Origin of the sequence: Streptomyces sp. NPDC002619, from assembly GCF_042889305.1 — a bacterium.
Classification (GTDB): Bacteria; Actinomycetota; Actinomycetes; order Streptomycetales; family Streptomycetaceae; genus Streptomyces.
Genome location: NZ_JBIAQV010000041.1, coordinates 1 through 24993, shown reverse-complemented (window position 1 = coordinate 24993; position 24993 = coordinate 1). Strand labels below are relative to the sequence as shown.

The window sequence follows — 24993 nt, the reverse complement described above, 5'->3', positions numbered from 1 at the left end:
TTCGAAGAACCGGGCGGCGTCAGGTGGTCGCGCGGCGCAGGGGCGGGAGCCACACGATCAGTCCGGCGGCCAGGCCCAGAGCGCCGAAGACCCACCAGATGTGGTGGAAGACATCGAATGCGGTGGCGGGGGAGGGGGTGCCGACGACGGCGGCGAAGAGGCTCACGCCGAGGACGGCGCCGAGTTGGCGGAAGCTCTGGTTGATCGCCGAGCCGACGGCGAACTGGGCCGGCGGCAGTGACTGCGTGGAGGCGCCGGACTGGACGGCAGCGACATCCCGACGCCGGCTCCCGTGACCACCATGGCGGGCAGCCAGGCGACGGCCCGGTGCGGGTGGCCCGGGACGGTCAGCGCAAGGGGTCGGAGCGAAGCTGTACTCGCCTTGGGTGACTCGGGCCCAGACATAGGCTGAGCAGGCGAGGCGTTTGCGGTCACCGGTTTCGAACGTGCCGTGCTGCAACTGGGGATGCGGCTGGATGATGTCCGCAAGCCAGGTCTTCGGTGGGCTGGCCCAGTCCTTCAGGGCCTGGCGGCGGTGTTCGTAGTCGGTGGGCCGGTGATGGAGCTCGCCTTCGATGTTGTTGAGTGCGGCCTCGAAGGCGAAGGCCAGTCCTCTGTCCTTGAGGCGGTGGGTGAGGATGTTGTCGAAGCGTGCGGAGGTGCCGGGCACGACGCCGAGGAAGCGTGAGGCGTCAATGATGGAGCCCCCGCGGGCGCGCTTGACCCGACGGACCGCGGCGCCGCGGCGGAGCTGCCAGAGAGGGGGATGCCGGGGAAGGCGGACAGGTGGCGGGCGGCCCATTCGTCGCGTCCAGTCCCGAGAGGGAGGCTCGCCGCCTCTCGCGCTGCTGCTTGACGCGTAGGCCGCTGCTCAGGGCATCGGCTGGGTCAGGATACGTTCCATGCGCGCAGCTGGCGGCCGATGAGGCCAACGCCCATCGCACCGGAAGCGACGTCGCGGACCAGGGCGACCGCTTCCTTCGGCGGGTAGTCGAGTCGGCATCCGTTCAGGGTCAGGTACGCCTCTGCAGAGTGCCAGGCGAAGGCCTCGTTGGAGTGCTCGAGGCAGGGCAGTCTCACCAGTGTCTGGAGCAGTGCGGCCGCCTTGAGGTACAGGGAGCCGTAGATGTCGCGTTCCAGGGCCCGGGCGTTGACGCGGGCGACTGCGGCGTAGAGCGGGCCGTAGTCGTCGACCTGAGGATCGCCGGGCAGCAGCTCGGCGGCGTGCAGCAGGAAGGTCACATCGAGCGGGTGGAGCGGTTCGCGTTGAGTCACGCTGCGTGACCCCGCTCCTGTTGCTCGAGGCCACGCCGTGCCTCCAGGTCAGCGTCGCGCTGCTGTGCGCTGGGATCGGCGGCACTGGCTCCCTCTGCGAACGCGTCGCTGCTGCGGGCGATCGACTCCCTGAACGCGTCGAGGAAGCGCTTTTCCACGGCTGTAGCGCGGGCATAGGCGGCGGACAGGATGTATTCCTGCAGGCTAACGCCTTCCTGCCTCGCAGCGGCTTCGATCGCGGCGCGCTGGGCCGGATCGGGGAAGCGTAGGTTCATCGCTTTGGGATTCGACATGGTACCGATGGTACCGCCGATACTACGGATCGAACCAGGATCCTGTGAGCGTAGGAGGAGGGTTTCAGTGATCACGTCGAGGTAGCCCGGGCCGATCAAGCGGTGCAGCGGCCGGACGGTGTCGAGCAGCCCTGACGTCATGCGCCTAACCAGGAGACGGCTACTGGTCGGGATGGACGGCTTGGACGCCGGTGCCCTCGTACGTCTCTGGCACCAGGGTGAGCAGGAAGCATTCGGAGAGCATGCACGGCAGCCCAGGAATGTCCAGGGCGCAGCAGCTCGGTGGCGGTGACGGCCGCTGGAGCCCGTTGCGGTTCGCCGGCGGGACGTCGTGGGAGAAGACACGCAGTTTGCCGCAAGAGTCCGCGCACTACGACGACCTGCGCACCGTCGCCTACCAGTTGATGGACGCCGCGAGCCTGCAGCGCGGCCGTCTGACCAGTCTCGTCCTCAGGGGCGAGGACCTGGTCGACGCCGACCAGGTCACCCAGCAGATCAGCCTGGACACCGCCCGCGAGGACCGCCTGGTAGCCGAAGCCGCGATGGACCGCGTCCGCGCCAAATACGGAGCCGCCGCCCTCTTCTGCCGCGCGTCCTGACCCGCTGACGGCATCCCAGTCCGGTGGCATCAGCGAGATCCGCCAGCAGCCGTGCCCCGGCATGCCCGACCACCCCCGAACCATCGGCACGGACCTGGACCTTGGGACGCAACCCGATAGCCTGCACGTAGAAAGTGCCCTCCGCCTGGACCGACAGAACCCCTCAGCAAGGTTCATCGTCCCAGGTCAGGAAGGCACTTTCGCGCTTCCGCCTCACCAGCCGCCGTACCCAACCGAAACGGCGAGGTTAAGCATTTTTCGGTAGTTCTTGTTCGGCCCAGACGGTCTTGCTGCCGTCCGTTGTGCGGCGGTAACCCTGTCGCTGGCAGAGCTGGGCGACGATGGACAGACCGTGGCCGGACTCGTCGAGGCCGCGAGCCTGGCGCCGACGGGGGAGACGGTCGCTGGCATCGGAGATTTCGCAGGTCAGGACCTTGTGCCGGATCAGGCGTAGCCGGATGGGGCCTGTGGCGTGGCGGACGGCGTTGGTGACCAGTTCGCTGACGATCAGCTCCGTGGACGGCACCATCCGATCCAGCCCCCACTGGGCCAGTTGCTGGGTGGCCAAAGCCCGGGCGGTGCGGACGACGGCCGGCTCGCTGGGCAGGTCCCAGGTTGCCATCTGGCTGGGGCTCAGAGAACGCGTCCGGGCCAGGAGCAGGGTGACATCGTCGGATGGTGGCCGAGTGGGCAGCGTCTCGATCACGGAGGAGCACAGGTGTTCCAAGGACCAGTCGGGATGTGCCAGGGCGCCGCCCAGTTGCTTCATTCCGACGTCGAGGTCGTGGTCGCGGGTTTCGATCAGGCCGTCGGTGTAGAAGGCGAGCTGCGTGCCGGGGGGCAGTTCCAGTTCCGCGGCCTCGAAAGGGACCAGCCCGATGCCGAATGGGGCACCGGTGGGGAGGTCGGGGAAGGTGACCTTGCCGTGTGGAGCGGTGATCGCGGGTGGGGGGTGCCCGGCCCGTGCCATGGTGCACCGCCGGGTGACCGGGTCGTAGACGGCGTACAGACAGGTCGCGCCCACCACGGCGAGCCGGCCAAGGTCGTCGGCGTCCTCGTCTTCCTCGGTCAGCCGCCGGACCATGTCATCGATGTGGACCAGCAGTTCGTCGGGGGGCAAGTCCATCTCCGCGAGAGTGCGGACGACGGTGCGTAGCCTGCCCATGCCGGCGGCGGCGTTGATGCCGTGTCCGACCACATCGCCGACGACCAGGGCCACTCGGGCACTGGACAGCGGGATCACATCGAACCAGTCGCCCCCGACGCCGGTGTGCGCGTCGGCCGACAGGTAGCGCGAGGCCACCTCGACGGCCGCGCTGTCCCGCAAACGGTGGGGCAGCAGGTTGCGTTGGAGCGTGAGGGCCGTGGTGTGTTCGCGGGCGTACTGGCGGGCGTTGTCCAAGGCGAGTGCCGCTCGGGTGACGATTTCCTCGGCGAGGAGCAGATCGTCCTCCTGGAACGGGGTGGGTTCCTCGGTGCGGATGAACACCGCCACGCCCAGCAAGGCCCGCCGTGCGCGGATGGGCACGATCATCAGGGAGTGAATCCCGTGCTCACGGATTGTCCGCGCCCGGGCGGGATCGTGATCGAGCCATGTGCCGGGACCGGTGTCCAGCATCGGTTCCAGGTGTGAGCGGCCGGAGGACAGAACGCTGATCTGGGGGGCGTGCGGTGGGAGGAAGACCGGTTCACCGCGTGCCCACGGGGATTCCGGGATCCCTGGGTGGATCGAGGCCACGCCGGCCCGGCGGAGAACCGGGCGGCGCCCGCCCGCCGGTCCGATGCAGCGCGGAGGTTCTTCGCCGAGCGGGACCGTCTCCGCCAGGTCGACGGTGGCGTAGTCGGCCAGCAGGGGCACGGCGAGGTCGGCCAGTTCCTGGCTGGTCTGCATCACGTCCAGGGTGCTGCCGATCCGCGTGTTGGCCTCGCTGAGGATGGCCAGACGCTCGCGCGCCCGCCGGCTGCCGGTGACGTCCAGATTGATGCAGCACAGCCCGAGCGCCTGCCCGTCGGCGTCCTGGAGGCGGAAGTACGAGGCCGCGAACACGTGCTCCCGGCGCTTTTCCGCCGGTGGCCACGCCCGGTACTCGTGAACCGCGGGGATACCGCTGTCCAACACCTGCCGCATCACCACCTCGAGCGCCTCGGCCTCAACCCCGGGCAGCACATCCGTCAGGCGACGTCCGAGTCGCCGGTCACGGGGAACGCCCTGCTGGCACTCGATGGCGTCGTTGACCCACGTGCAGCGCAGTTCCCGGTCACGCACGACGACGCCAACCGGTGTGCGGGTGAGAAGCGACTCCCGCACCGATCCGCTGTTCGCCACCGAAGAGAGCGCAGCGTTGTCGGTCCCGGAGACGAGCCAGTGGACCGCTCCGCCCTGCCCCCACAACTGCGAGATCCGCAAGCTTACATTGAGCGCGCGGCCGTCGCGGTGGCGGACCGCCGCGGTGCCGGACCAGCCACCCCGGGCACGGCACTGCTCTGCGAACGCCTCCATTCGCGATGCGTTCTGGGCGAACGGCAGCACGACCGAGACGGACCGGCCCCCCACCTCCCCGGCCGAGTACCCGACAAGCTGCTGCGCGGTGTCCGTCCACCCGACCACCGTCCCATCGGCGTCGAGCATCGCAATCGCAGCCTCGGGCATCAGGCGGCGGTTGACTGTCGCGCTGAGGGTGCCCTCAAGGGCGTCGGTCATGGGATTCCTCCCATCAGGTGGATCTGCAGAATGCCCTGGAGGCGACGCGATCGCCACAGCCGTGCGGTGCCGGGGCAGCGTCCTGGCGCCCTGCGCAGGCTGCGGCACCCGGTGCCGCTTCATGGGACGCCCCTTTCCCAGCACCCCGAGCGACGTGGTCCTGATGCGTGGCCGTGAGGCCATGGGGCGTGCCCCGGGCGATAGGCCTCCTTCGCATCCGTGATCAGCGAGGTCGGCTCCACCCCTTGAGTCCCTGGCGGGGACGACCGGGTGCGACTGCCTGTCGCGTGCGGACGCTGATCAGTAGGACTCTCGATGCTAGGAGCGGACAGCAAGACAGCCACTGGGCGCAGAGTCCAACCTTTAGGTGGGAATTAGTGCTGGTGAACCAATTCATCCGGCGGCGACACGAGCCAACCTTGATCAGGTAGGGGAAGTTCGGCGTCCCGCGGTCCACGCCTCGTGTGCTGATCTCCGGCATGCTCACCGGCAGGCTCAAGGCCCGCATCGTGTCCATGGCCGCCGAACACGGCCTCGCCATCGTCGCCGTGGACCCGGCGTACACCTCCATGTGGGGCGACCAGCACTGACGCAAGCCCCTCACCAGCAAGACTCGCAACATGACTCGCCATGACGCCGCTTCGGTGGCGATGGGCGGACGCGCCCTCGGGCACCCGCTCCGGCGACGGACGGCACCGCCCCGGTATCACCAGAGTGATGGTGCTGGGCATCGGACCATCCAGGCCGACCGTGGTACCCGAGGACGCGAGGAACCCCGCCACCCCGTCACGGAGCGTGCACGCGATGCACGTCCCCGGACGAAGGGAACAAGAACGCGGGCGACCATCACATCCAACACCGCTCGGGATGCGCGCAGTTCCGGGACGTGAGTCCAAGACTCACTCCTGAACACTGTTTAGGAACGGTCAGTGCGGGTGGTCGTGGTGGTCACGGTGGTCGTGGCCCGGGGGGCGTTGTGCCAGGGCCTGGGCGCGTGTGGTGACCTCGTCCGTGGACACGGTGCGCAGGCCGGCGAGTACGTCCTCCAGGGCGGCCAGCCAGAGCCGGTAGTAGTTGTACAGCTCGCCCGGTGCTGCCGAGGCTTCCCAGGCGGCGATGCGGGCGATGAGCGCGGCCTGGAATTGCGGCCAGGTGAACGCGCCCGCCTCGTACAGGGTGACGGCCATGCCGAAGGCGCGGCTCTCCCACGGCTCGGCGAACACCAGCTCACCGTTGGAACGGGGCGGTGCGGCCGGGCCCTCGACGTCCAGCGGCGCGCTCACGGAGCCGCCACCTTGGCCACGCCGACCATCGCGTCCCTCGTCACCAGCGGCACGAGTTCCTCCTCGGTGAGGTGCCCGGTGCCGGCCGGGCGTTCGGGCAGGACCAGCCAGCGCACCTCGCTGGTGGAGTCGCGGACGGTGATCTGCACGTCGTCGCCGAGGTCGAGTCCCATCTCGGACAGCACCGCGCGGGGCTCCCTGACCACGCGTGCGCGGTAGGCGGGGTCCTTGTACCAGCTCGGCGGCAGGCCGAGCACCGGCCACGGGTAGCACGAGCACAGCGTGCAGACCACTACGTTGTGGGTGGTGGGGGTGTTCTCCACGACGACGATGTGCTCGCCCTGCTGTCCCGAGAAGCCGAGCTCCTTGATGGCGGCGGTGCCGTCCTCGAGCAGCCGCCGCTGGTACTGCGGGTCGGTCCAGGCCCTGGCGACGACCTTGGCGCCGTTGAGCGGGCCCACGTTGGTCTCGTAGTGGGTGATGATCCCATTCATCACCTTGGGGTCGATCAGGCCCCGCTCGGTGAGCAGTTGCTCGAGCGCCTCGGTGCGCAGGGCCGTGGGAAGGGTCTCGTCCGGGCCGGCATTGGTGGGGGTCATGCGGTGGTCTCCAGGTAGCTTTCGTACATTTCCACGGTGAGGGCGAAGGGTTCGGCGTCGGCGCCCCACAGTTCGCGTGAGTCGAACCGCACCGAGTAGACGTGCTGCGGGTTCTCGCCCAGGAAGTGCGCGTTGGTGTCCGGCAGCACGGCGGCGGGCTGGATGACCTCCACGACTCCGACGTGCCCACGGATGTAGCCCGGCAGCCGGGTGTGTCCGGGTACGGACATGTTCTTGGCGCGCACGCGCCGGCCGACGCCGAAGGCGGGGGCGGCGTCCACGGAGCGCAGCGAGCCCTCGGCGGTGGGTGCGTAGTGGGGTCGGTCGGGCTCGGGGACCGGCGGCTCCTCCACCTGCTCCCCGCGCAGATTGCGGGCCCGGGCCTCGATGGCGCCCGGCGCCAGGATCGCGCGTTCGGTGAGCATCAGCTCACCTGCGTTGAGCCAGCGCCCGTAGTAGCCCTCGTCCAGGTAGGCGGCCCGGTCCAGGCGCTCCAGCGCGTGCCGGAAGGCGTCCGTGTTGATGCCGCCGCAGGCAATGCGGCTGGAGAGAATCGCCAGTGCGAATGCCTTGCGCTGCCAGTCTTCCTCGAAGACGGGCTCATCGCGTCTCGGTGGATGAACGGGGCCCCATCCCTGGGTGCCCCCCATGTCGGCAATACCCTCCATGACACAACCTCTCATTCACCCGCAATGACGGACATATTTACCCGAATCATATTTGGCTGATGTCTCCGGCGTGCTGCCTCTGTGGCGGAAGATGCAGGACCGGTTCGAGCGGCCCGGCACGAGCGGAAGGTACGCCCCGGCCATCGACGCGCCATCGGGCCAGCCGGAGCCGGCAGCCGCCGACCGGCCGTCGGGGATGAACAGCGGGCGCCCAGGAGCGGCGGGATGAAGGGCATCGCGGTGAGCACCGCCTGATCCGACTGTTTCGGTGGGAAAGCGGGCCCGGTTCGGTACCGTCCCTCCGGGCTTCCGGCGCATGCCGCTGCGCTCGCCGGCAGCCGTACGCCAACGACCGCCGTGGACGAACTCACCCGGTCCGTCTGCCCGCGAAGGTCCGTTCATCTCGGCGGCAGCGGTCCCTGAGGGCGGCCCGGGCGCTGGGCGGACCACTCCGGTTGCGCCTTGGCCGCGCGGACCGCAGTCTGCCCCCATGGACCACACCCCGGAAGCAAGCGTGCGGCCCATCCTGGTGACGGGTGCTGCGGGCAGGGTCGGCGCCGTCGGCCGGACCGTGGCCGAAGGCCTTCGGCGACGGGGCTTTGAGGTGCGGGCCCTGGTGCGCCGGGATGACGATCGTGCCGAGGCCCTGCGCGCGGCCGGCGCCGAAGTCGTGGTCGGAGACCTGACGTGCGCCCGTGATGTCACCGACGCCATGGACGGCTGTGGACGGGTGTATTTCGGCATGGCCGTGTCGGCGCAGTATCTGCTGGCCGCCGTGACGACGGCGGCCGTCGCGCGCGGCTACGGGGGGCTGGAAGCGTTCGTGAACATGTCGCAGCTGACGGTCTCCGAGATGGACGTCACCAGCACGTCCGAGTCGCATCAGCATCGGCAGCAGTGGCTGGTCGAGCAGGTTCTCGACTGGTCGGGCCTGCCCGTGGTCCAGGTCAGGCCCACCGTCTTCATGGAGAATCCGCTCTTCCAGGTCGCGTTTTCCCCGATCGCGCAGGACGGCACCATCAGATGGCCCTTCGGCCGGGCGAAGACCTCCCCGATCGCGGCCGGTGACGTGGCCGCGGCCGTCGAGGAGATCCTGGCCGATCCGGCCCGGCACGTCGGCCGGATCTATGAGCTGACCGGCCCCAGATCACAAGACATCGCCGCCATGGCCGCGGAGATTTCCGCGGCTCTGGGCCGCACGGTCGGCTACATCGACGTCCCCTTGCAGGAATGGCTCGACAACGATCTCGGAGCACTGGAACTGCCGGATCACGTCTTCCAGCACATCTCCACCATGGCTCGCCTGCACGCGGCCGGCCGCTACGACCGCCAGGCGGACGGCATGGAAGAGGTCACCGGGCGGCCCGCTGCAGGAGTAGCCGACTTCGTCCGCAAGAACCCTGAGCTGTTCACCCGCTGAAGCCGCTTGCCGCCCGGGCCGCCGAGGCTCACCGACGGGGCTGCCAGGGCGGATTGGCCATGCTGCGGCGGTGCACAGCCGGGCCACGCCCTCGAGCCGGGCGGCGGCTGCGACGGCCTCGGCGACCGCGGGGGCCACCCGTGGGCCGAAGGGGGAGCGGATGACGTGGCCGGGACGCAGGGGAGCAACCTGTCTGCCGTCGACCTGGTGCAGCTGTGGCGCCAAGGACTGCGGTCGTTTGCCGTGGACATCCCAGCCTTGGCGACGCCGGGTTCGGATGGACGACCTTCGAGGGCGACGTCGGGTTCATGTCGGCGACCTTCGAGGGCGACGCCTGGTTCAGATCGGCGACCTTTAAGCGGAACGCCTCGTTCGAGTCGGTGACCTTTAAGAGCAGGGCTCAGTTCGGGTCGGTGGTCTGCGAGGGTGACGCCCAGTTCGAGTTCGCGACCTTCGAGAGGATTGCCTGGTTCGAGTCGGTGACCTTTAACTGGTGGTTTCAGAATGAGTTCTAACGGCTTGGGTGCAGGCGCGGCCTGGAGTGGGCCATCCACGGGTCGTGCCATCGCGGGATATGGGCGCGCTGTTCACCCTCGCGCTGACACGTCAGCGGCACTCGCTATCGTCCGTGCCATGACCTCAAGTGATCACCTGCTTGACCTGATCCAGACCACCCCGGAGATCGATCTGCTGCTGCGGTCATCGTTCGGCTTCGACATCCATCGGAAGCACAATGGCGATGGCTTGAAGCTTGCCTCGGGTGCGCCGCTGGAGGCGATCGCCGGGGAGTTCGCTGGTGGGGCGTACTTCCTGTGTGCCGAGCAGAACGGTCGCCGGCCGGTGGTGTTCGCGAGTTCCGAAGGGGAAGGCGGGCTGCTCGCTGATGACCTGGCGGATGCGCTGGAGATCATCATCGGGCTGGAGTGGCGGGACTGCCTCTCATTCTCGGGCGGTGGCGATGTGGAGGTCATGCAGATCTCCGCTCAACACCTTGAACGGTCCCGTGCCAAGTACAACCCGGATATCGACAATGAAGCTGCCCAGGTGGCCGCAGCCTTGTCGCTACGTATCGTGCCTGTCACTTACCTCGTCACCCGGTTGCACGCAGCCGCCTCGAAGACCGAACCGGACTACGTTGTGACCGACGACGATGGGCAGGCGTTCGACCCACCGTTCGGCGAGCACGTGGAGCCTCGCCATGGCGGCTGGCGCTGAACCCGACCGGCCGCTGCCGCCTGTCGCATCGACACCGGCATCTCGGCCAATATCTGACGATGCGTCGGGCAGACTGTCCGACGTGTCTGCCGACCTAGTTCCCGACGATCTCTGGGAGCGCATAGCTCCGCTTCTCCCAGCTCGGCCTGCCCGCCGCCATCGCCAGCCCGGACGACTGCCGGTATCGGACCGCGTCGCACTGGGGGGCATCATCTACGTGCTGCGCAAAGGAGTGGCCTGGCGCGATGTGCCCATCCAGGTCGTTGGCTGTTCAGGGGTGACCGCGTGGCGTCGGCTCCGCGACTGGACTGAGGCTGGCGTCTGGCCTCGCTTGCACGAGGTCCTCCTCGCCGAGCTGCGAGTGGCGGGTCTCCTGGAGATGGACGACTCGGCGATCGACGGCTCGCACGTCAGGGCGCTGAAAGGGGGGCTCACACTGGACCTTCGCCGGTCGACCGGGGCCGGCCGGGCAGCAAGCATCACCTGATCGTCGACCGGCACGGCACCCCCCTCGCCGTCACACTGACCGGCGGCAACCGCCACGACGTCACACAGCTCCTGCCACTCTTGGACGCGATCCCACCAATCCGGGGCCTACGCGGACGCCCGCGCACACGGCCACGCAGACTGTTCGCCGACCGGGGCTACGACTTCGACAAGTACCGCCGCCTGCTGTGGAAGCGTGGGGTCAAGCCGCTCATCGCCCGTCGCGGCGTCGCCCACGGCTCGGGCCTGGGCAAGACCCGCTGGGTGGTCGAGCGGACCTTCGCCTGGCTCCACCAGTTCAAGCGCCTGCGCATCCGCTACGAGATACGCGCCGACCTCCACCAAGCCCTGCTCCAACTCGCGTGCAGCATCATCTGCTTGAGACGACTCAGAACCTCATTCTGAAACGATCAGTAAGAGCAGGGCCCAGTTCGAGTCGGCGACCTTCGAAGCTGAGGCCTCATTCGCGTCGGCGACCTTCAAGAGCAGCGCCTCGTTTACGGCGGCGGCCTTCAAGGGCACCGCCTGGTTCAGATCGGCGACCTTCTGGATGGTGGCCTGGTTCGCATCGGCGGTCTTCGATGGTGATGCCCACTTCGAGTCGACGACCTTCGAGAACGAGGCCGAGTTCGAGTCGGCAACCTTTAAGAGCGGCGCCTGGTTCGCTTCGGTGACCTGCAAGGGCAGAGCGTGGTTCGTGTCGGTGGTCTTCGAGAGCGACGCCGTGTTCGAGTCGGCGACCTTGGAAAGCGCCTGGTTCGAGTCGGTGGCCTTTAAGGGCACCGCCTGGTTCGAGTCGGCGGTCCTCGAGGGCGGCGCCTCGTTCGGGTCGGCCACCTTCGAGAAGGTCGCCTGGTTCAAATCGGTGGCCTTCAAGAGCGCCGCCTGGTTCGGGTCGGCAGCCTTCAAGGACGACGCCCTATTCGTAGGGGCGGTTTTCGAGCGATCGGCCAATCTCGGGCCGTTGGTGTGCGCCGGGCGGGTGGTGCTGTCCGGCGCGGTTTTCGGGGGCCCGGTGACTCTCTCGTTCGCCGCACGCCGCTTGGAATGCCGGCGAACCCGCTGGTCGTCAACGGCCGAAATACGTCTGCGCTATGCCACGGTGGACTTCGGCCATGCGGTCTTCGAATACCCCCTCACGATCGCAGCGGAGACTGATCCGTTCGTTCTCCCCGACGGACAATCAGTGGAGGAACAAGCTCTTGCAGACACACCCGACGCCGAGGTGCGGCTGGCCTCACTGCGCGGGGTGGACGCGGCCCACCTAGTTGTCGCCGACGTCGACCTGTCGGGGTGTCTATTCACTGGGACCGTGCATCTGGACCAGCTCCGGTTGGAGGGCAACTGCTCCTTCAGCGGGGTCCCGCCCCGCACGCACTGGCGGCGCTGGCGCCCGGTGCGGTTCACCCAGCGCCGCACCCTCGCCGAGGAACACCACTGGCGCGCGAACCAGCCGACAGCAGTCCCAGGCTGGAACGCGGCGGTATTCGGCGCCGGACACGCTGGGCCAGCGCAGCTGGCGCCGGTGTACCGGGCGCTGCGCAAGGCGTTCGAGGACGGAAAGAACGAGCCTGGCGCCGCCGATTTCTACTACGGCGAGATGGAGATGCGCCGCCACGACCGCACCGGCACCACCCGCGCCGAACGCGGCCTGCTGTGGGGCTACTGGCTGCTCTCCGGCTACGGCCTGCGCGCCTCCCGAGCCATGGGCTGGCTCGCTGCCGCCATGCTCGTCACCATTGTGCTGCTGATGGGCTTCGGCCTCCCCCAGGACTCCCCGAAGCAGGAAGCGACCGGCATCGTGCCGCCCGGCGGAGGCAGGGTCACCTTCGAGATAGATAGAGACGACCCGCAGAACCCGACCGGGAACAGGTTCACGGGCGAGCGCTTCGACAAGGCCCTGAACGTCACCCTGAACTCGGTGGTGTTCCGTTCCAGCGGACAGGATCTGACCACCGCCGGCACCTACATCGAGATGACCTCCCGTCTGCTGGAGCCCACTCTCCTCGCCCTGGCCGCCCTCGCCGTACGAGGCCGCATCAAACGCTGATCACCGCCGCGAACCACCACACGACAGCTGCTACGGCGTCACCGTCGACCAAGCCCTCGCCGGACACCGCGAACTAGTCACCCTCGTCCGCGCCGATGTGCCCGACGAGGTCGTGACCGAACTGGAGCTGGGGCGGTGAAGGCGCCACTTCAGGTCCGGCCGGCCAGCTTCCCGCCCGTGGGCTTCAGCACGGCTCCGCCTGTGCGCGCTTGGGCGGCCTGGTGCGGCCCGTGCGGGCGTGACGGGCTCGCCCTTCTGGTAGGCCGGTCCTCGAGGCTCGACCGGCCCGGCTGGGACACCTGCATGGCGGCCGCGCGCGCCCACATCGCCAAACACAAGGAAGGCGGACGACTGTGATCCAGCCTGGCGACCGAATCGACGTCGTGCTCGACGTCGTCGCGGAGGACGACACGTACAGGGTGGTGATGTCCGGCGTGCCCCGGCCCGACGAGCCTCTGTGCCATGTGGCCCGTAGTGGCCGACTGTCGCCGGACGAGCGTGCCCGGTCACGAGCGCAGGTGGGCAAGTAGTTCGTCCTCGGCGGGGTATGGCCGCTCCTCGGGGAGGAGTCGGGCCGCGGAGTCCAGGTCGCCGTTGTCGACGAGCGGGTCAGTTGTGTCGTGGCAGTACGGCCGGTGCTTGCGGCCGCTTCCCCACGATCGCTGCCGGGGTGGTGGTGAGTTGACCGCCGAGGGCTTGCCAGTGCCGTCTGCCGACGTGTCCCAAGGCCATACCCGACGACGGTACCCGCCGAGGATCCGCATCGCGATCATGCTCGTCCGCTCTCGGCGGCACCGACCCCGCCGGCCGCAAAGAGCAGGGCAGCTTGATCCGCCGCGACAGCACCTGGTGGAACAGACACGCCGTCGTTGCGGGTCATGCGTGCGGCAGAGGCTGCTCCGTCCAAACGGTCTTGCCGTCGTGGGTGTAGCGGGTGCCCCACCGCTCCGTGAGCTGCGCGACCAGGAAGAGCCCGCGTCCGCCCTCGTCCGTGCTGAGGGCGCGTCGGAGGTGAGGGGAAGTGTGGCTGGTGTCGGACACCTCACAGATCAGGCAGTGCGTACGGATGAGGCGCAGGGTGACGGGGCCGGCCGCGTACCGGTAGGTGTTGGTGACGAGCTCGCTGGCGACCAGCTCGGTGGTGAAGGCCAGTTCCGTCAGCCCCCATTCGGTCAGTTTCGCCGTGGTCAGCTGCCTGGCACGGGCAGCGGCGGTCGCTTCCAGGGGCAGCTGCCATGTGGCGACATCCTGTGGTGGTAGCACCCGGGTACGGGCGATGAGCAGCGCGATGTCGTCGGTGGGGAGGTGCTCCTTCGGTAGCAGCGCTTCGACCACGGCGTGGCAGGTGTTGTCCAGAGGATCGGCGGAGTGGGTGAGACATTCGTGCAGGTGCTTCAGCGCGGCGTCGATGTCGCCGTTGCGCGCCTCCAGAAGACCGTTGGTGTAGAGCGTGAGCAGGCTGCCCTCGGGGAGGTCGAGGTCGAACGTCTCGAACGGCAGTCCGCCCAGTCCGAGCGGTGGGCCTGCGGGCAGGTCGAGCACGGTCACCTGGCCGTCCGGCGTGGTCACCACCGGTGCCGGGTGGCCGGCGCGTGCCAGGGAGCAGTGCCGGGAGACCGGATCGTAAACCGCGTACACGCAGGTGGCCCCGAGCATCTGCTCCACTGCGGACCCGCTGCCGTCAGCGTTCGCCTCCAGCTCGGTGGCCAGCAGACTGACCAGATCGTCCAGCCGCGCCACCACCTCGTCCGGTTCCAGGTCGAGGCTGGCCAGGGTGCGCACGGCGGCGCGCAGGCGGCCCATGGAGGCCGCAGCGTGGATTCCGTGGCCGACAACGTCTCCCACGACTAGCGCGACCCGGGCCCCTGACAACGGGATCACGTCGAACCAGTCACCGCCGATGCCCGGTTCACCGCTCGCCGGGAGGTATCGGCAGGCCACCTCGACAGCCGGCAGGTCGGACGCCGCGCTCGGCAGCAGACTGCGCTGCAGAGTCAGAGCGGCGCTCTGCTGCTGGGTGAAGCGGCGCGCGTTGTCGATGCAGACGGCCGCACGCGAGGAAAACTCATGGGCCACCGCGGCATCGTCGTCCTCGAAAGGCTCCGAATGGCGCACTCGCCACAGGCTCGCTACGCCCAGTACCAGGCCGCGAGCCACCAAGGGCACCACGATCAGCGAATGAACGCCGAGACCCAGGGCGATCTCGATGCGCCGCCGGTCCATGGCGTACGACTCGGGGCGGAGAGGCAGCAGCCGGTCGAGAATCGGGCGACGCTCGGCCAAGCACCGCGCCTGCGGAGATTCCGGAAGGAGCGGGACCACCTCGCCCTCCTGGTACGGGACCCGGCGTTCTGGGGGCGAGAGGGCTACTCGGAGCAGCGAACCTGTCACACCGGGGGGTGGTTCGTCACCAAGTGTCACTGGCTTCAGAAGGTCCACCGAGCAGTAGTCGGCCAGGCCGTGGACGGCCACCTCGGCCAGTTCCCGGGCCGTCTGTGTCACATCCAGTGAGGTTCCGATCCGGGCGCTTGCCTCGTTCAGCAGGGCGAGCCTGCGTTGGGCCCGGTGGCGGTCGGTCACGTCCTCGATCGTCTCGGCCACGCCGAGAACCCGGCCCGAGGGGTCTTCCATCCGGAACGCCGAGACGGACACAATCCGTTCCCGACCCGGATCGTGGCGTGCCCGGGCTGACTGCTCCGTGAAGATCAACGGCTCGCCGGTCTCCAGGACGTGCCGTACCCGCTCCTCGGCCGGACCTGCGTCCTCGTCGACCATGAATTCGCGAGAGCGACGGCCCACCGGCGCCTCGGCCGGGACACCGCTTGCCTTTTCGACCGCACGGTTGACCCGAATCACTCTCCTGTCCGGGCCGTAAGTGACCAGACCGATCGGGGACCGGCGGTACAGGCCGTCCAGCAGCGCACGGTCCCGCTGCCAGGCAATGACCTCCGCGGCGGGGGCTCCGATCAGGACCCACTCCTGACCGTCCCCGTCCCGAGTGATCGCGCGGGCCCGGAAACCCATCTCCACACGCCGTCCGTCGCGGTGTCGGACGGGCAGGACCCCGAACCAGCCCCCCGTCCTCATGGCGTCTACGACGACGGACCGCACGACAGGCAGGTCACGGGCGTCTACCAGGAGGTCCTGCCACGCCCGTCCGATCACTTCCCTGGCCGGATAGCCCAGCAACTCCTGTGCACGTGGGCTCCAGCCGACCACGGTGCCTTGATCGTCGACCATAGCCGTGGCGCCGCGCCCGAGGGCGAACGGATCCTCAGGACTCTCGCTGAAATGCATCGACGGCGTCCCCATAGCCACCACCTTGCCTACATGACTCCGATGTTCCTCCCCGCGGTCTCCGTCCGCGACTCTCCCGTTCCTCTCGGCCCGGCGGTCCGGCAGGAGTGACATGGCGACGCTCAGCGCGTGCAACGAATGGGGGTGGCCACGCTCGTTGCCTCAGCAGGACGACTCGGCCGTGGCACCGCGCCAACGACGATCAATGCCATGGCCGATCGGGCTGGACCAAGGCTGGTTCGGCTTCTTCTCCGATACTTCCGGCGCCGACGCGATGCCCGTCGGGCAGGACGCCCCCCAGTTGGTTTCGAACGGGGTACTTAGCTTGACCCCCGTCCCGGCCAGCCCGTACCGCCCCTCCCTGGGGGCGACCCGCAACATCGTCCAGACGTGGCTGGAGGTTCCGCACAGTGTGCGCGCTTTCGCCAATCAGCGCACGGAGGACGACCGAACGTGACCGATGACCTGGTGGAATTCCTGCGCGACCGACTCGACGAAGACGACGAGACCGCTCGCAAGGCCATCGTCCGCCGGACAGGCGGAGAGGCCTGGTCATACGACCAACCCGCCCTGCGCGCGCAGAGCGGCATGGTCATCGCCGAGCGCATCGTGCCGGTCCTCGGCGAGCACATCGCCCGCCACGACCCGACACGCGTCCTGCGGCAGACTGCCGTCCTCCGCGACAGGGTCGATCTGTGGTCCCGGATGGTCGGCAGCCACGCACGGGCCTGCCTGCGCGCCGTCGCCGCAATCTGGGATGACCATCCCGACTACCGCGAGGAGTGGAGATCATGACCACTACCGCGAGGAGTGGAGATCATGACCACTGAACGCGTCACCGTCCGTGTCCTACTGCGGTTCGGCGACCAGGTCGAGATCGTCGCCAACGTCCCACCAGCGTAGGGCGCTGAGCCGGAGCGCTACCCGGGCGCGGCATCGTTGCCACCATCGGCGTCCGGATCCATGATCTGCCGGGCGTGCGGCTGACCGCCGAGGCTGGCGAGGACGGCCGACTGTCGAGGTGGCAGCTCGCCTGACCGGCGTCAGCTTGCCCGACGTGTCACTGTGCGGCCTTCGCTAAATCGACCGACTCGTAGATCGGGAATACGGCGTGCAGGCCGGTGAGGGCGAAGATGCGGCGGATCTGCTGGCTTGCGATGACCAGCCTTACCTCTCCACCGTGGCCGTGGAGGCGTGTCCGGATGGCGACGAGCGCACCCAGGCCGGTTGAGTCCATGAACCGCACGCCCAGCAGATCGATGATGATTTGGAGGCGGCCCTCTGTGATTCGGTCGACGACGTGGTCACGGATCTGTGGCGCGGTGTACACGTCCGCCTCGCCGTGGACCTCCACTACGGTCCAGTCGTTCTCTTCGTGGTGGCTGATGCCGAATTCGGGTTCCATGACCGGGCTAACCGGAATGCCTTGGGGCGAGGTTGTGGCCCGTACCCGCCGCACTTTCGTTCTGCATATGCACGAACGGCTGGCCAAAGGATCAACGGTCGGCGAACGGCTGGCCAAGGGTTCACCCCTTGGGAGGAACGACAGCGACGCCGCCCGCCGGTAGTTTCACGGCACCTCGAGGCCGTTGCTCCGCGTGCATGGGTCGAGGCCCGCGCCCCCGTCTGCCTCTTCTCCGTCCTCCGAGGCAGACGGGGGTTGCCATCACTCCGGCCGCGCTCGCCCGCCCAAAGGCGCATTCCTCCGAATATCGCTGTTACCCCGAGTAGCAGAAGAAAGCATTCTGTAACGAAGCGGCCACCATTCCTTCACAGTGGACTCACAGCCTCCACACTCCCGCCAGACTGGGCGACTTGCCGCCCCCCTTGCCGAAGTCATATTCGGGAGACTCATGAACAACACCGCACACCCCGGCTGGGTGGCCCACGCCCCCGCCGAACCCCCCGGCTGGGTCAAGGCCCTCGCCATCGCCGCCGGCAGCGCGGCCGCCCTGTGGGCCACCTGGTGCAGCGTCATCGCCCTCATCGGCGGCATCATGCCCCTGGTCGGCTACCGCACGGACGGCGACGTGCTCACCTTCCTGCTGATGCTCTTCATCGGCGAGCCGATCCTTATCGCGCTCGCCTACTGGACGGTCAGGCTCATCACGCTGCCGGCCACACGCGCGGCGGCCCGCCGCGCAAACCGCGCCGAGCAGTAGCCCGGCCCTCGGACGGGCCCCACCAGCCCAGCCTCCCCCAACCCCCGGCTGGTGGGGCCCTTACCGTCCCTGCCGTACGCCAGCCACCCCGATCGCCGGTCCGATAACGGCTGGGCGGCACGGTTCCGACAGCCCCTGCTCGCACGAGAGTTGGGGCCGCTGGCCGGAGCCGGACGACTGCTCCGGCCGCGCGCACCGCTGGTACCGCTCCACCGTCACCCAGGCCCTCGCAGGCCGTCGCGGCTACCGCAAGGCCGCCGACTGAGCCGCCCACCAGCCCGTCCCCGGATGGGTGAACAGCGCATCCTCCAAGTGGCTCGACACGCCCCAAGGTGCCTCGCCCGGCTCGCCACCCATGCAACAGTGGCCCCACTCAGCACACAGGTTGGCTTCCGCCAGGCCCGCCTCGTCATCCTCACCGCGAGGCGGGCCCGCCAGGCGCCACCCAGCAGTCAGGCCCACCACCCAGGCACGGCCACACTTCGGGACCACCGCCGTGCCACTCGATGAGCTCCGTCTCGGCCACGTCCAGCTCATCCCCAGCCACCAGCCCGGCGTGGTGCAGGAACACCGTCAAGTCGTGCAGTGAGTACGCCATGCCCAGGACCCGGTCATCGACGACTACGCGGCGGCCGCCCGATCCGGAGGGCGCCGCCACGATCACGCAGCACTCCGCCATGAACTCAGCTTCCACCCGCAAGAACCTGACCGCATTCCGAGGCCCGATCGCGAGAGGCGGGGGAAGAGGCCCACCCAGCTACCACGAGGAACGACAGCCATGGCCCTTGAGCGCGTTACTGTCCGCGTCGATCTGCTACTCGGCGACCAGGCCGAGATCGTCGGCCACGCCCCGCCCGCAGTGAGCGCCAAGCCGGAGCGCTACCCGGCCGCCGAGATCGCCGCCGCCCTCGGCGTCCCGGTCTGTGAACTGCCGGGCGCGTGGCTGACCGCCGAGGTCGGCGATCACGGTCGACTGCTCGGCTGGCAGTTCGCCTGACCACCACGTCGTCGCGCCGAACCCGACATCCGTCGGACCCACCAGCCCCCGCCTCGCCCGCACCCTCAACGGGCGAGGCGGGCCACTTCCCGCAGACGGGGCAGTCGACGACCAGCGCCCCCGGCTCGGCCATCCCCAGACCCGGTGTTCAATCGACCGCATGAGCCAGCCGCTCGACCCGCACGACGGACACCCCGTCCAGATCGAGCAGCAACGTCGTATCGTTGATCAAGCCCGTGGCTCCTGCATGATCGTTCTGCGTCGAGAACAGAAATGATCACGCAGGCCCACGGGCGCTCTGCGTCCAGGGGACGATCACCACCACGACGGTCACACACCGTGACACCACGTCAGTAACCGAGACGAGGCGCACCGCTCAACTTCGAAGACCCACAAATCTCCGGTTCTGATGTCACCTGTTTTCTAACGACACTTCAGCAGCGATTCACTTACCTTCGTCTTCCTGATCCCCACCTGACGGCTCTACCGCCGCCTTTTCCACATCGCTCACCACGACGGTCGTCAACCAACGCAGCATGTGGCGGTGTTCAGGACACAATCCCGAGCGAAATAGGCGGCTGCCCAGCGCAGGATCTCGCGCTCCAGCTGCCACTCCTTCTCCGCCTTCAGTAGCCGGGCGTTCTCCGCCCGCAACCGGGCCAGTTCCTCAGCCGGACTCCCGCCGGCCTCGCGGCGCTCGGGCAGTGCCTGGGACTCGTTTTCCTTGGGTCCCCACGGTCCGGCCAGGCCCCTCGTCCGCCACCACCTTGGTGACGACGGCCGAGACCTTCTGCCGCCCGGCCCGCTCCCGGGCAAGGCCCGACGCGACCGCGCCCGCCGTCACCACATCAGCCAGCACACCACTCATCCACGCCATGACCACCACCCACGTCTCGACGACCACTACGCCGCCGGAGCGGGTTGCGCCGCAGGCGCCACCACCGCACCGCCACACGACGTGCCCTCATCACCGCCGACACCCCCTCGCGAGAGGAGTGACGGCTCCCAACACCAGTGTCCTACGCCCGGGGATCCGCGCCCCCAAGGGCGGCTGCCACGCGCCGCCTGCTTGTGGTGCAGCTGGCCGACCGGCCACGTCTCGAGGGCCGCGGAATGTCCGGCGGCAGGATGCAGGGGCAGCCGTTTCGGGGCACCGTGGAGTGGGGGCGGGGCCGGTTTCCGGCTGATTCTTGCCGAGCACCGTTCCAGTCGAAGGAATCGTGATGTCCGTAGCCACAGACTTGCTCGTTCCGGCACTGCGCGAGGTCCGCGAGACCAAGGCCGCGCTGGCCGACCGCTTCAAGGCTCACCTCGCCGTCACGCCCTCCGGTGAGCACCGGGAGGTCCTGGAGCGCCGCCTCGGTGACGCGCGGGGCCACGTGTACCGCATCGACGAACGCCTGGAGACGTTGCGGCCCCGTGGGCGGGCGCAGAGTGTTCTCGGGGATGCCTGGCAGCTCACCGGGCAGGCCGCCAGGCTGCCCTTCGACGTGGCCATGTCCATCCCGAGCGCCGTGTTCAGCAGCCGGGCGGCGGCAACCGAGCACCAGCTGCTGAAGAACGCCGAGGACGAGTACGCGGTCACCGCGCTGGCCCTGGCCGTCTGCCGGGCCGCCGAGCGCATCGCCCAGGAGGCCGAGGACGCCGTCAGCTCGGAGCTGCTCAGCTCCATCCGGCGGGACGACGAGGAGACGCTGGAGGAGCTCGCCGACAGTCTCGACCAGCACGCCAAAGCCGAGGTGGCGGCCGCCGTCGAGACCACTGACGGCCTGGGTGTCGGCGGCGCAGCTCAGGCGGTGCGCGAGTGGAGCAGCTGGCTGCGGGAGACGGCCGAACGCATGCCAGGCGCGGACCGGCTCCAGGGTGCACCACGCGGAGCCCTCATCACCGAGGACGAATTGCCGATCGCCGACTACCGCAGGCTCGGCACCAAGATGATCATCGACCGGCTTCCGCACCTGACGCAAACGGACCTGGCCACGGTGGGAGCCTACGAGCGTTCCCACGCGGGCCGCCCCGCGGTCCTGAGCCGAATCGCCGACCTGCTCGGGCCCGTGCCCTGGCTCGGCTACGACAGCATGACCGCGGAGGAGATCCTCAAGCGGCTCGCTGAGGCCGAAGCGCACCACGCCCGGCGGGTGCTGGACTACGAGCGCCGTCATCAGGCGCGCTCCACCATCCTCAGGGCCGCCGAACGGGCCGCCGAACGGGCCGCCGAACGCGTGCCCGCCTGACCGGCCCGAGTTCGGCGAAGCCTTGTCCCGCGCCCCCTGGTCGAGGCCGCGGTCACGCCCTCGGGCTCACGCGGTCGGCCGCGAGGCTCGGGGGCGTTGGCGCTGGTAGGTCCACAGCTCATCCACGAGGGTGAAGCCGACGGAGCCGAAGAGCCGGGCGGCAGCTTCGCTCTCGGAGATGCGGGACGGGATGTCGTCGACGACGAGCGCGACCTCCGTGGCACCCTGCTCCGCCAGCAAGGCCAGAGCCTGGCCGAGCAGCTTTCGTGCCAGGCCGCGGCGGCGGTGGGTGGGCAGGGTCTCGACCCAGTAGACGATCGCGGTGCGGTCGAGTCCGAAGCCGACCACGGCTTCTGCGACCGGCTCGGTCGCCTCGCGGACCATCAGCCGGTGGCCCGGGGGGAACTCGCAAGGGAAGACGTCGGCGATCAGCTTGACCGGCTCGGACTCGGCCGGTAGCGCGCAGTGCATGTAGGAGCCCTGGCGGCGGCCGGTGAACCCGGCCCGCAGCAGAGCCTCGTGGGTGGCGGCGCGGCGGGTGCGGGGCAGCCCGCCCGGCCCCAGGGGACCTGGCGGAGCGCCGACGAACGCCTCGATCTGCGGGCAGCCGGTGAGCTCGGCGAGCGCATGACCCAGAAGTGCAGTCAGGACGGGCGGGTCCTCGTGGGCCTGGACCCAGCAGATCAGGCCGCTTTGCACGTCGGCCCACAACAGGTATGCGACGATGCCGCGGGGGCGGTCCTCGGCGTCGGCCAGGACGCTGATCCGCGGACGGGCCGGTGCTGCCCAGCCAGCCAGGGCATCAGGATCGTGCCACGCCGCGGCCAGCTTCTCCGGGGTACAGCACTGCTGTCCCGGCAGCCGGTCGGCATTGATCAGTTCGCACACTCCCGCTTCGTCCTCGGGGCGATACGGGCGTACCGTCGCGCTGGTGTCGGGGCTGGGCGAAAAGGCCATGGTGTCGGTCCGCGCAGGTGCTGACGTTCTTACCGGCTTCTTTCAGCGTCCTCCGTTCTGCCCGCGCTGTCACGGGTGCGCGGAGATCCGGCGGAACCAGCCTGCCCGGCTGCGGCCAGCAGCGACCGCACCTGGTCGATGACCGGCTGGTGAACGGGGAGCGTCAGGTGGCCGACACCGGGCACGAGCACGTTGCGGGCCTTCAGGTCGGGATGATCGATACGGCCCCTGGCGGCAGGGACCACCAACTCGTCCAGGTCGCTGTAGAAGGCCACGAACCGGGTACGGCATCCCGTGGCCGGCTCGGCGAGCTCGGTCAGCACCTCGCTGCCCGGCCGTAGCTGGCGCAGCAGCGGGTGCGGCGGGGCCAGCAGGGCCGTCGCACTCCCGCCGTGCGGCGTCGCAAGCGTGACCACCAGCGGTACGTACGCGTCGCCGCCGAGCCGCTGCACGTAGTAGCGGGCGATCAGCCCGCCCAGGCTGTACCCGATCAGGACCACGGCCTGCCCCACAGTATGGGCATGCGCCGACTCCACCTGGTCGCCCAGCACCCGGGCAGCCGTGCGGATGTCCGGGCTGAGCGCGTTGTAGCTGACCGGGACGAAGGGGCCCGCGCCGCAGCCGTCCAGCCCCCGCTGCAGAGACGAGACGACCCATTCACGGTCGGCCAGGCCGTGCACCAGCAGCACGGGGATCCCCGCCTCGGTCGGGAGCGGTTCATCCCCGTCTGTCGACCGCGCGGGCCGGGCGTGATCGAGCCGTCCGGTCAGCTGCCCGACGTTCTCTACGGCAATGTCGAGCGGGAGCCGGGCCAGGCGTACCACTGCCCTACCGACCTCAGCACCGACGCCGCGTACCGGCGACAGCCCCGGGACCGACAACTGCGTCCTGAAGGGAGTGCCCGTAGCCGTTCACCTCCTACATAGACCCTGCTTTGCCCAATCTATTCCATAAGAAACGCTGCGCGCGCCGACCCGATTCCCTACCGCCGCCGCGGTTGCCAGGGCGGTCGGCATTGTTCAGGCGGTACCGCGGCGCGGCCCTGGGCAGGGCAGCTGACTGTGCTCCGGCGTCGTCTCGGTGCAGAGAGTGTGGGACACGCCGACCCGGCTGCCTCAACAGCCCGGCTGTTTCCGCCCTCTAGGCTCGGGCAGGTGACGCTGGCAGACGGAACATACCGGCTGGGACCGTCCACCGGCCGCCTCCTGCTCAAGACCGGCCGCGCCGGGCTGGGACGCAAAGCGGGGCACGACCTCACCATCGAGGCCACCCGATGGTCCGGTCAGGCGGTGGTGACCGTCGCCGACCCCGACAGGTCGTCGGTGAGCGTGACGGTCGAGACAGGCTCGCTGGAAGTGCGGGAGGGAACGGGCGGGCTGAAGCCGCTCACAGACACCGACCGGGCCGAGATCAAACGGACCCTGGCGGACAAGGCGCTGCTGCACACCGCAGAACACCCCACGATCACCTTCCGTTCCACCTGGATCACCGGAACACCGCAGGTCTTCGAGATCGCCGGAGAGCTCACCATCAAGGGCCGAACCCACCCCGTGACGGTCCACGGGAAGGGCAACGGCGACGGACTCCTGCGCGGCTGGGCGACCGTCACGCAGTCCACCTGGGGAATCAAGCCCTACACCGCGTTCCTGGGCGCGCTGCGGCTGGCCGACGACGTCCGGATCGAGTTCGACATGGCTCGGCTCGAACCGGCAGACGGGCCCGCATAGCCCCGCCTGGCCGGGGACACGCAGGAGGCGGCGGCCGGTTTGTGAGTCCTTGGATGGTCATCCTCGCAATCCCTGGTCGCGGAGGCCGGTGCCATGGCGCGGGCCAGCGTCTCGAGCGTGGGCAGAGCCGCGGCCAGCCCGGCAAGCTGCTCGGCAGTCAGCGTGCCGAGTTGCTCGGTCAGCCGCCTAAATCAAGCGACGTTGGGCCTACAGGAAGGTCAGCTGCTTGGGCGCGTCGGGGTCGTCTGGCGGCTGCCAGGTGGAGGGCGGTGCGTCGGGTGCGTTCCGGTTGGTGCGCAGCCACCACGCGAACTGCCAGTTGCGGCAGGTCCGGTACCTCCACTGGCCCCGCCGGGGGGCGTCGGCGGGTATCGAGTGCTCGCCCCATCCGGTGATGGGGCGGGCATTGTCGAGGGTCACCGTGAGGCCGCGCACGAGGGCGGGGCCTTCCCACTGGTGGCCCTCGGCGTACTCGAAGGCCAGGTGCGCGTTCGCCGCCCAGTCCCACGGGTGCGAGAGGGCGCACAGGTACCAGGCCAGCGGCGGGTTCTCCGCCGGCAGGATGACGTTTTGGCGGGGGGCCTTTGAGTTGAAGCTTCCCCTTGATCGCGGACACCTGGAGACTGGGACGTGTGAGCCCAGAGGAAGCAGTGCCAGGTGGGTAGCAAGTACACGAAGCGGTACTCGGAGGAGTTCAAGCGGGACGCGATCGCGCTCGTGGCGTCTTCGGGCCGGACGGTGACCGAGGTCGCCCGGGAACTGGGCATCAGCTCGGAGAGTCTGCGGGGCTGGGTGAAGAAGGCGAACGGCACCGGGCAGACCGGCGCGGGGACGTCGGTGGCCGCCGGTAGCGGGCTGGACGCGGCTGAGCGGGAGGAACTCAAGCGGCTGCGCAAGCTCGCCGCCGACCAGGCCAAGACGATCGAGATCCTGAAAAAAGGTGTGCCACGAACGCGGGAGGCTGCTTGCGGTAGTTGAGTAGCTGAACGCGGTGCTGCACGAGAGATGAAGGATTTTCGGCCCTTCGGAG

General features: G+C 69.0%; 26 protein-coding genes and 2 pseudogenes. 15 read left to right on the top strand and 13 right to left on the bottom strand.

The window, feature by feature from the left end; all coding sequences use genetic code 11:
• Positions 1-19: 19 nt before the first annotated feature.
• The 3 genes from ACFYXB_RS36975 to ACFYXB_RS36965 all read right to left on the bottom strand — a co-directional run bounded on the left by ACFYXB_RS36975 (position 20) and on the right by ACFYXB_RS36965 (position 1550).
• A complete protein-coding gene (locus ACFYXB_RS36975; protein WP_389589402.1) occupies positions 20-670 on the bottom strand; it encodes a hypothetical protein in 651 nt (216 codons plus the stop codon).
• Between the two features lie 218 nt (positions 671-888).
• Positions 889-1275 carry a fic family toxin-antitoxin system, toxin component gene (locus ACFYXB_RS36970; protein WP_389589401.1) on the bottom strand — a complete coding sequence of 129 codons (387 nt, stop codon included), beginning with the start codon at positions 1273-1275 and terminating at the stop codon, positions 889-891.
• Positions 1272-1550 (bottom strand): DUF1778 domain-containing protein, encoded by a 279-nt coding sequence (locus tag ACFYXB_RS36965; RefSeq protein WP_389589420.1) that lies wholly within the window; start codon positions 1548-1550, stop codon positions 1272-1274. Before ACFYXB_RS36965 ends, ACFYXB_RS36970 begins: the two co-directional genes overlap by 4 nt.
• A gap of 260 nt (positions 1551-1810) precedes the next feature.
• Between ACFYXB_RS36965 and ACFYXB_RS36960 the strand changes: the two genes are divergently transcribed.
• Positions 1811-2167 carry a hypothetical protein gene (locus tag ACFYXB_RS36960; RefSeq protein WP_389589400.1) on the top strand — a complete coding sequence of 119 codons (357 nt, stop codon included), beginning with the start codon at positions 1811-1813 and terminating at the stop codon, positions 2165-2167.
• A gap of 247 nt (positions 2168-2414) precedes the next feature.
• Here the strand turns inward: ACFYXB_RS36960 and ACFYXB_RS36955 are convergent, their stop codons facing one another.
• On the bottom strand, positions 2415-4868 hold the full coding sequence (locus ACFYXB_RS36955; protein ID WP_389589399.1) for a SpoIIE family protein phosphatase: 2454 nt from the start codon (positions 4866-4868) through the stop codon (positions 2415-2417).
• Positions 4869-5329: 461 nt separating this feature from the next.
• Between ACFYXB_RS36955 and ACFYXB_RS36950 the strand changes: the two are divergent.
• A pseudogene (locus tag ACFYXB_RS36950) lies at positions 5330-5758 on the top strand (IS200/IS605 family accessory protein TnpB-related protein); the annotation flags it as partial.
• Between the two features lie 36 nt (positions 5759-5794).
• Here the strand turns inward: ACFYXB_RS36950 and ACFYXB_RS36945 are convergent.
• The 3 genes from ACFYXB_RS36945 to nthB are packed head-to-tail and all read right to left on the bottom strand — an operon-like array spanning position 5795 to position 7418.
• A complete protein-coding gene (locus tag ACFYXB_RS36945) occupies positions 5795-6151 on the bottom strand; it encodes a nitrile hydratase accessory protein (protein WP_389589398.1) in 357 nt (118 codons plus the stop codon).
• Positions 6148-6750 (bottom strand): nitrile hydratase subunit alpha, encoded by a 603-nt coding sequence (gene nthA, locus ACFYXB_RS36940; RefSeq protein WP_389589397.1) that lies wholly within the window; start codon positions 6748-6750, stop codon positions 6148-6150. The genes ACFYXB_RS36945 and nthA overlap by 4 nt, the downstream gene beginning before the upstream one ends.
• Positions 6747-7418, bottom strand: coding sequence for a nitrile hydratase subunit beta (gene nthB / locus ACFYXB_RS36935; RefSeq protein ID WP_389589396.1), 672 nt, complete (start codon positions 7416-7418; stop codon positions 6747-6749). The genes nthA and nthB overlap by 4 nt, the downstream gene beginning before the upstream one ends.
• 490 nt (positions 7419-7908) lie before the next feature.
• On the opposite strand from nthB, the gene ACFYXB_RS36930 reads away from it, so the two are divergent.
• From ACFYXB_RS36930 to ACFYXB_RS36900, 7 genes and pseudogenes are all read left to right on the top strand, one after another.
• Positions 7909-8838, top strand: coding sequence for an NAD(P)H-binding protein (locus ACFYXB_RS36930; protein WP_389589395.1), 930 nt, complete (start codon positions 7909-7911; stop codon positions 8836-8838).
• 215 nt (positions 8839-9053) lie between these two features.
• Positions 9054-9353, top strand: coding sequence for a pentapeptide repeat-containing protein (locus tag ACFYXB_RS36925; protein ID WP_389589394.1), 300 nt, complete (start codon positions 9054-9056; stop codon positions 9351-9353).
• A gap of 118 nt (positions 9354-9471) precedes the next feature.
• The gene (locus ACFYXB_RS36920; protein WP_389589393.1) at positions 9472-10053 is read left to right on the top strand and encodes a hypothetical protein; all 582 of its coding nucleotides are present in this window, start codon (positions 9472-9474) and stop codon (positions 10051-10053) included.
• An 82-nt stretch (positions 10054-10135) separates the two neighbouring features.
• A protein-coding gene (locus ACFYXB_RS36915; protein WP_389589392.1) for an IS5 family transposase occupies positions 10136-10944 on the top strand; the annotation gives its coding sequence in 2 pieces (ribosomal slippage) (positions 10136-10475 and positions 10475-10944; 810 coding nt in all).
• A gap of 145 nt (positions 10945-11089) precedes the next feature.
• Positions 11090-11179, top strand: a pseudogene (locus tag ACFYXB_RS36910) (hypothetical protein); the annotation flags it as partial.
• A gap of 546 nt (positions 11180-11725) precedes the next feature.
• Positions 11726-12589: a hypothetical protein gene (locus tag ACFYXB_RS36905; protein ID WP_389589422.1), complete on the top strand. Its 864-nt coding sequence runs from the start codon at positions 11726-11728 to the stop codon at positions 12587-12589.
• Positions 12590-12942: 353 nt separating this feature from the next.
• Positions 12943-13119, top strand: a complete 177-nt coding sequence (locus ACFYXB_RS36900) for a hypothetical protein (RefSeq protein WP_389589391.1) — start codon at positions 12943-12945, stop codon at positions 13117-13119.
• Positions 13120-13465: 346 nt separating this feature from the next.
• Here ACFYXB_RS36900 and ACFYXB_RS36895 read toward each other — a convergent pair whose 3' ends face one another.
• Positions 13466-15901, bottom strand: coding sequence for a SpoIIE family protein phosphatase (locus ACFYXB_RS36895; protein WP_389589390.1), 2436 nt, complete (start codon positions 15899-15901; stop codon positions 13466-13468).
• A 438-nt stretch (positions 15902-16339) separates the two neighbouring features.
• Here ACFYXB_RS36895 and ACFYXB_RS36890 point away from each other — a divergent pair, with 438 nt between their 5' ends.
• Positions 16340-16681, top strand: a complete 342-nt coding sequence (locus ACFYXB_RS36890) for a DUF6221 family protein (RefSeq protein WP_389589389.1) — start codon at positions 16340-16342, stop codon at positions 16679-16681.
• Between the two features lie 265 nt (positions 16682-16946).
• On the opposite strand, the gene ACFYXB_RS36885 is transcribed toward ACFYXB_RS36890, so the two are convergent.
• Complete coding sequence (locus tag ACFYXB_RS36885) at positions 16947-17291, bottom strand: STAS domain-containing protein (protein ID WP_389589388.1); 345 nt, start codon at positions 17289-17291, stop codon at positions 16947-16949.
• Positions 17292-17739: 448 nt separating this feature from the next.
• Here ACFYXB_RS36885 and ACFYXB_RS36880 point away from each other — a divergent pair, with 448 nt between their 5' ends.
• A complete protein-coding gene (locus tag ACFYXB_RS36880; protein ID WP_389589387.1) occupies positions 17740-18048 on the top strand; it encodes a hypothetical protein in 309 nt (102 codons plus the stop codon).
• A gap of 415 nt (positions 18049-18463) precedes the next feature.
• On the opposite strand, the gene ACFYXB_RS36875 is transcribed toward ACFYXB_RS36880, so the two are convergent.
• Positions 18464-18742: a hypothetical protein gene (locus ACFYXB_RS36875; RefSeq protein WP_389589386.1), complete on the bottom strand. Its 279-nt coding sequence runs from the start codon at positions 18740-18742 to the stop codon at positions 18464-18466.
• An 84-nt stretch (positions 18743-18826) separates the two neighbouring features.
• Here ACFYXB_RS36875 and ACFYXB_RS36870 point away from each other — a divergent pair, with 84 nt between their 5' ends.
• Positions 18827-19045: a hypothetical protein gene (locus ACFYXB_RS36870; RefSeq protein WP_389589385.1), complete on the top strand. Its 219-nt coding sequence runs from the start codon at positions 18827-18829 to the stop codon at positions 19043-19045.
• Positions 19046-20268: 1223 nt separating this feature from the next.
• A complete protein-coding gene (locus ACFYXB_RS36865; protein WP_389589384.1) occupies positions 20269-21279 on the top strand; it encodes a hypothetical protein in 1011 nt (336 codons plus the stop codon).
• Between the two features lie 66 nt (positions 21280-21345).
• Here ACFYXB_RS36865 and ACFYXB_RS36860 read toward each other — a convergent pair whose 3' ends face one another.
• Both ACFYXB_RS36860 and ACFYXB_RS36855 read right to left on the bottom strand, forming a co-directional pair.
• A complete protein-coding gene (locus tag ACFYXB_RS36860) occupies positions 21346-22236 on the bottom strand; it encodes a GNAT family N-acetyltransferase (RefSeq protein ID WP_389589383.1) in 891 nt (296 codons plus the stop codon).
• A gap of 29 nt (positions 22237-22265) precedes the next feature.
• Complete coding sequence (locus tag ACFYXB_RS36855; RefSeq protein ID WP_389589382.1) at positions 22266-23060, bottom strand: esterase/lipase family protein; 795 nt, start codon at positions 23058-23060, stop codon at positions 22266-22268.
• Positions 23061-23390: 330 nt separating this feature from the next.
• Here ACFYXB_RS36855 and ACFYXB_RS36850 point away from each other — a divergent pair, with 330 nt between their 5' ends.
• A complete protein-coding gene (locus ACFYXB_RS36850; protein ID WP_389589381.1) occupies positions 23391-23963 on the top strand; it encodes a YceI family protein in 573 nt (190 codons plus the stop codon).
• Positions 23964-24170: 207 nt separating this feature from the next.
• Here ACFYXB_RS36850 and ACFYXB_RS36845 read toward each other — a convergent pair whose 3' ends face one another.
• Positions 24171-24398, bottom strand: coding sequence for a hypothetical protein (locus ACFYXB_RS36845; RefSeq protein WP_389589380.1), 228 nt, complete (start codon positions 24396-24398; stop codon positions 24171-24173).
• Between the two features lie 222 nt (positions 24399-24620).
• On the opposite strand from ACFYXB_RS36845, the gene ACFYXB_RS36840 reads away from it, so the two are divergent.
• The gene (locus ACFYXB_RS36840; protein WP_389589379.1) at positions 24621-24941 is read left to right on the top strand and encodes a transposase; all 321 of its coding nucleotides are present in this window, start codon (positions 24621-24623) and stop codon (positions 24939-24941) included.
• Positions 24942-24993: the final 52 nt, after the last annotated feature.

Excerpts from the sequence above, each read along its gene's own strand:
- ACFYXB_RS36965 (WP_389589420.1), bottom strand. The coding sequence starts at position 1,550 with ATGAACCTACGCTTCCCCGATCCGGCCCAGCGCGCCGCGATCGAAGCC.
- ACFYXB_RS36960 (WP_389589400.1), top strand. The coding sequence starts at position 1,811 with ATGCACGGCAGCCCAGGAATGTCCAGGGCGCAGCAGCTCGGTGGCGGT.
- ACFYXB_RS36955 (WP_389589399.1), bottom strand. The coding sequence starts at position 4,868 with ATGACCGACGCCCTTGAGGGCACCCTCAGCGCGACAGTCAACCGCCGC.
- nthA (WP_389589397.1), bottom strand. The coding sequence starts at position 6,750 with ATGACCCCCACCAATGCCGGCCCGGACGAGACCCTTCCCACGGCCCTG.
- nthB (WP_389589396.1), bottom strand. The coding sequence starts at position 7,418 with ATGGAGGGTATTGCCGACATGGGGGGCACCCAGGGATGGGGCCCCGTT.
- ACFYXB_RS36930 (WP_389589395.1), top strand. The coding sequence starts at position 7,909 with ATGGACCACACCCCGGAAGCAAGCGTGCGGCCCATCCTGGTGACGGGT.
- ACFYXB_RS36920 (WP_389589393.1), top strand. The coding sequence starts at position 9,472 with ATGACCTCAAGTGATCACCTGCTTGACCTGATCCAGACCACCCCGGAG.
- ACFYXB_RS36895 (WP_389589390.1), bottom strand. The coding sequence starts at position 15,901 with ATGGGGACGCCGTCGATGCATTTCAGCGAGAGTCCTGAGGATCCGTTC.
- ACFYXB_RS36885 (WP_389589388.1), bottom strand. The coding sequence starts at position 17,291 with ATGGAACCCGAATTCGGCATCAGCCACCACGAAGAGAACGACTGGACC.
- ACFYXB_RS36880 (WP_389589387.1), top strand. The coding sequence starts at position 17,740 with ATGAACAACACCGCACACCCCGGCTGGGTGGCCCACGCCCCCGCCGAA.
- ACFYXB_RS36870 (WP_389589385.1), top strand. The coding sequence starts at position 18,827 with ATGGCCCTTGAGCGCGTTACTGTCCGCGTCGATCTGCTACTCGGCGAC.
- ACFYXB_RS36865 (WP_389589384.1), top strand. The coding sequence starts at position 20,269 with ATGTCCGTAGCCACAGACTTGCTCGTTCCGGCACTGCGCGAGGTCCGC.
- ACFYXB_RS36860 (WP_389589383.1), bottom strand. The coding sequence starts at position 22,236 with ATGGCCTTTTCGCCCAGCCCCGACACCAGCGCGACGGTACGCCCGTAT.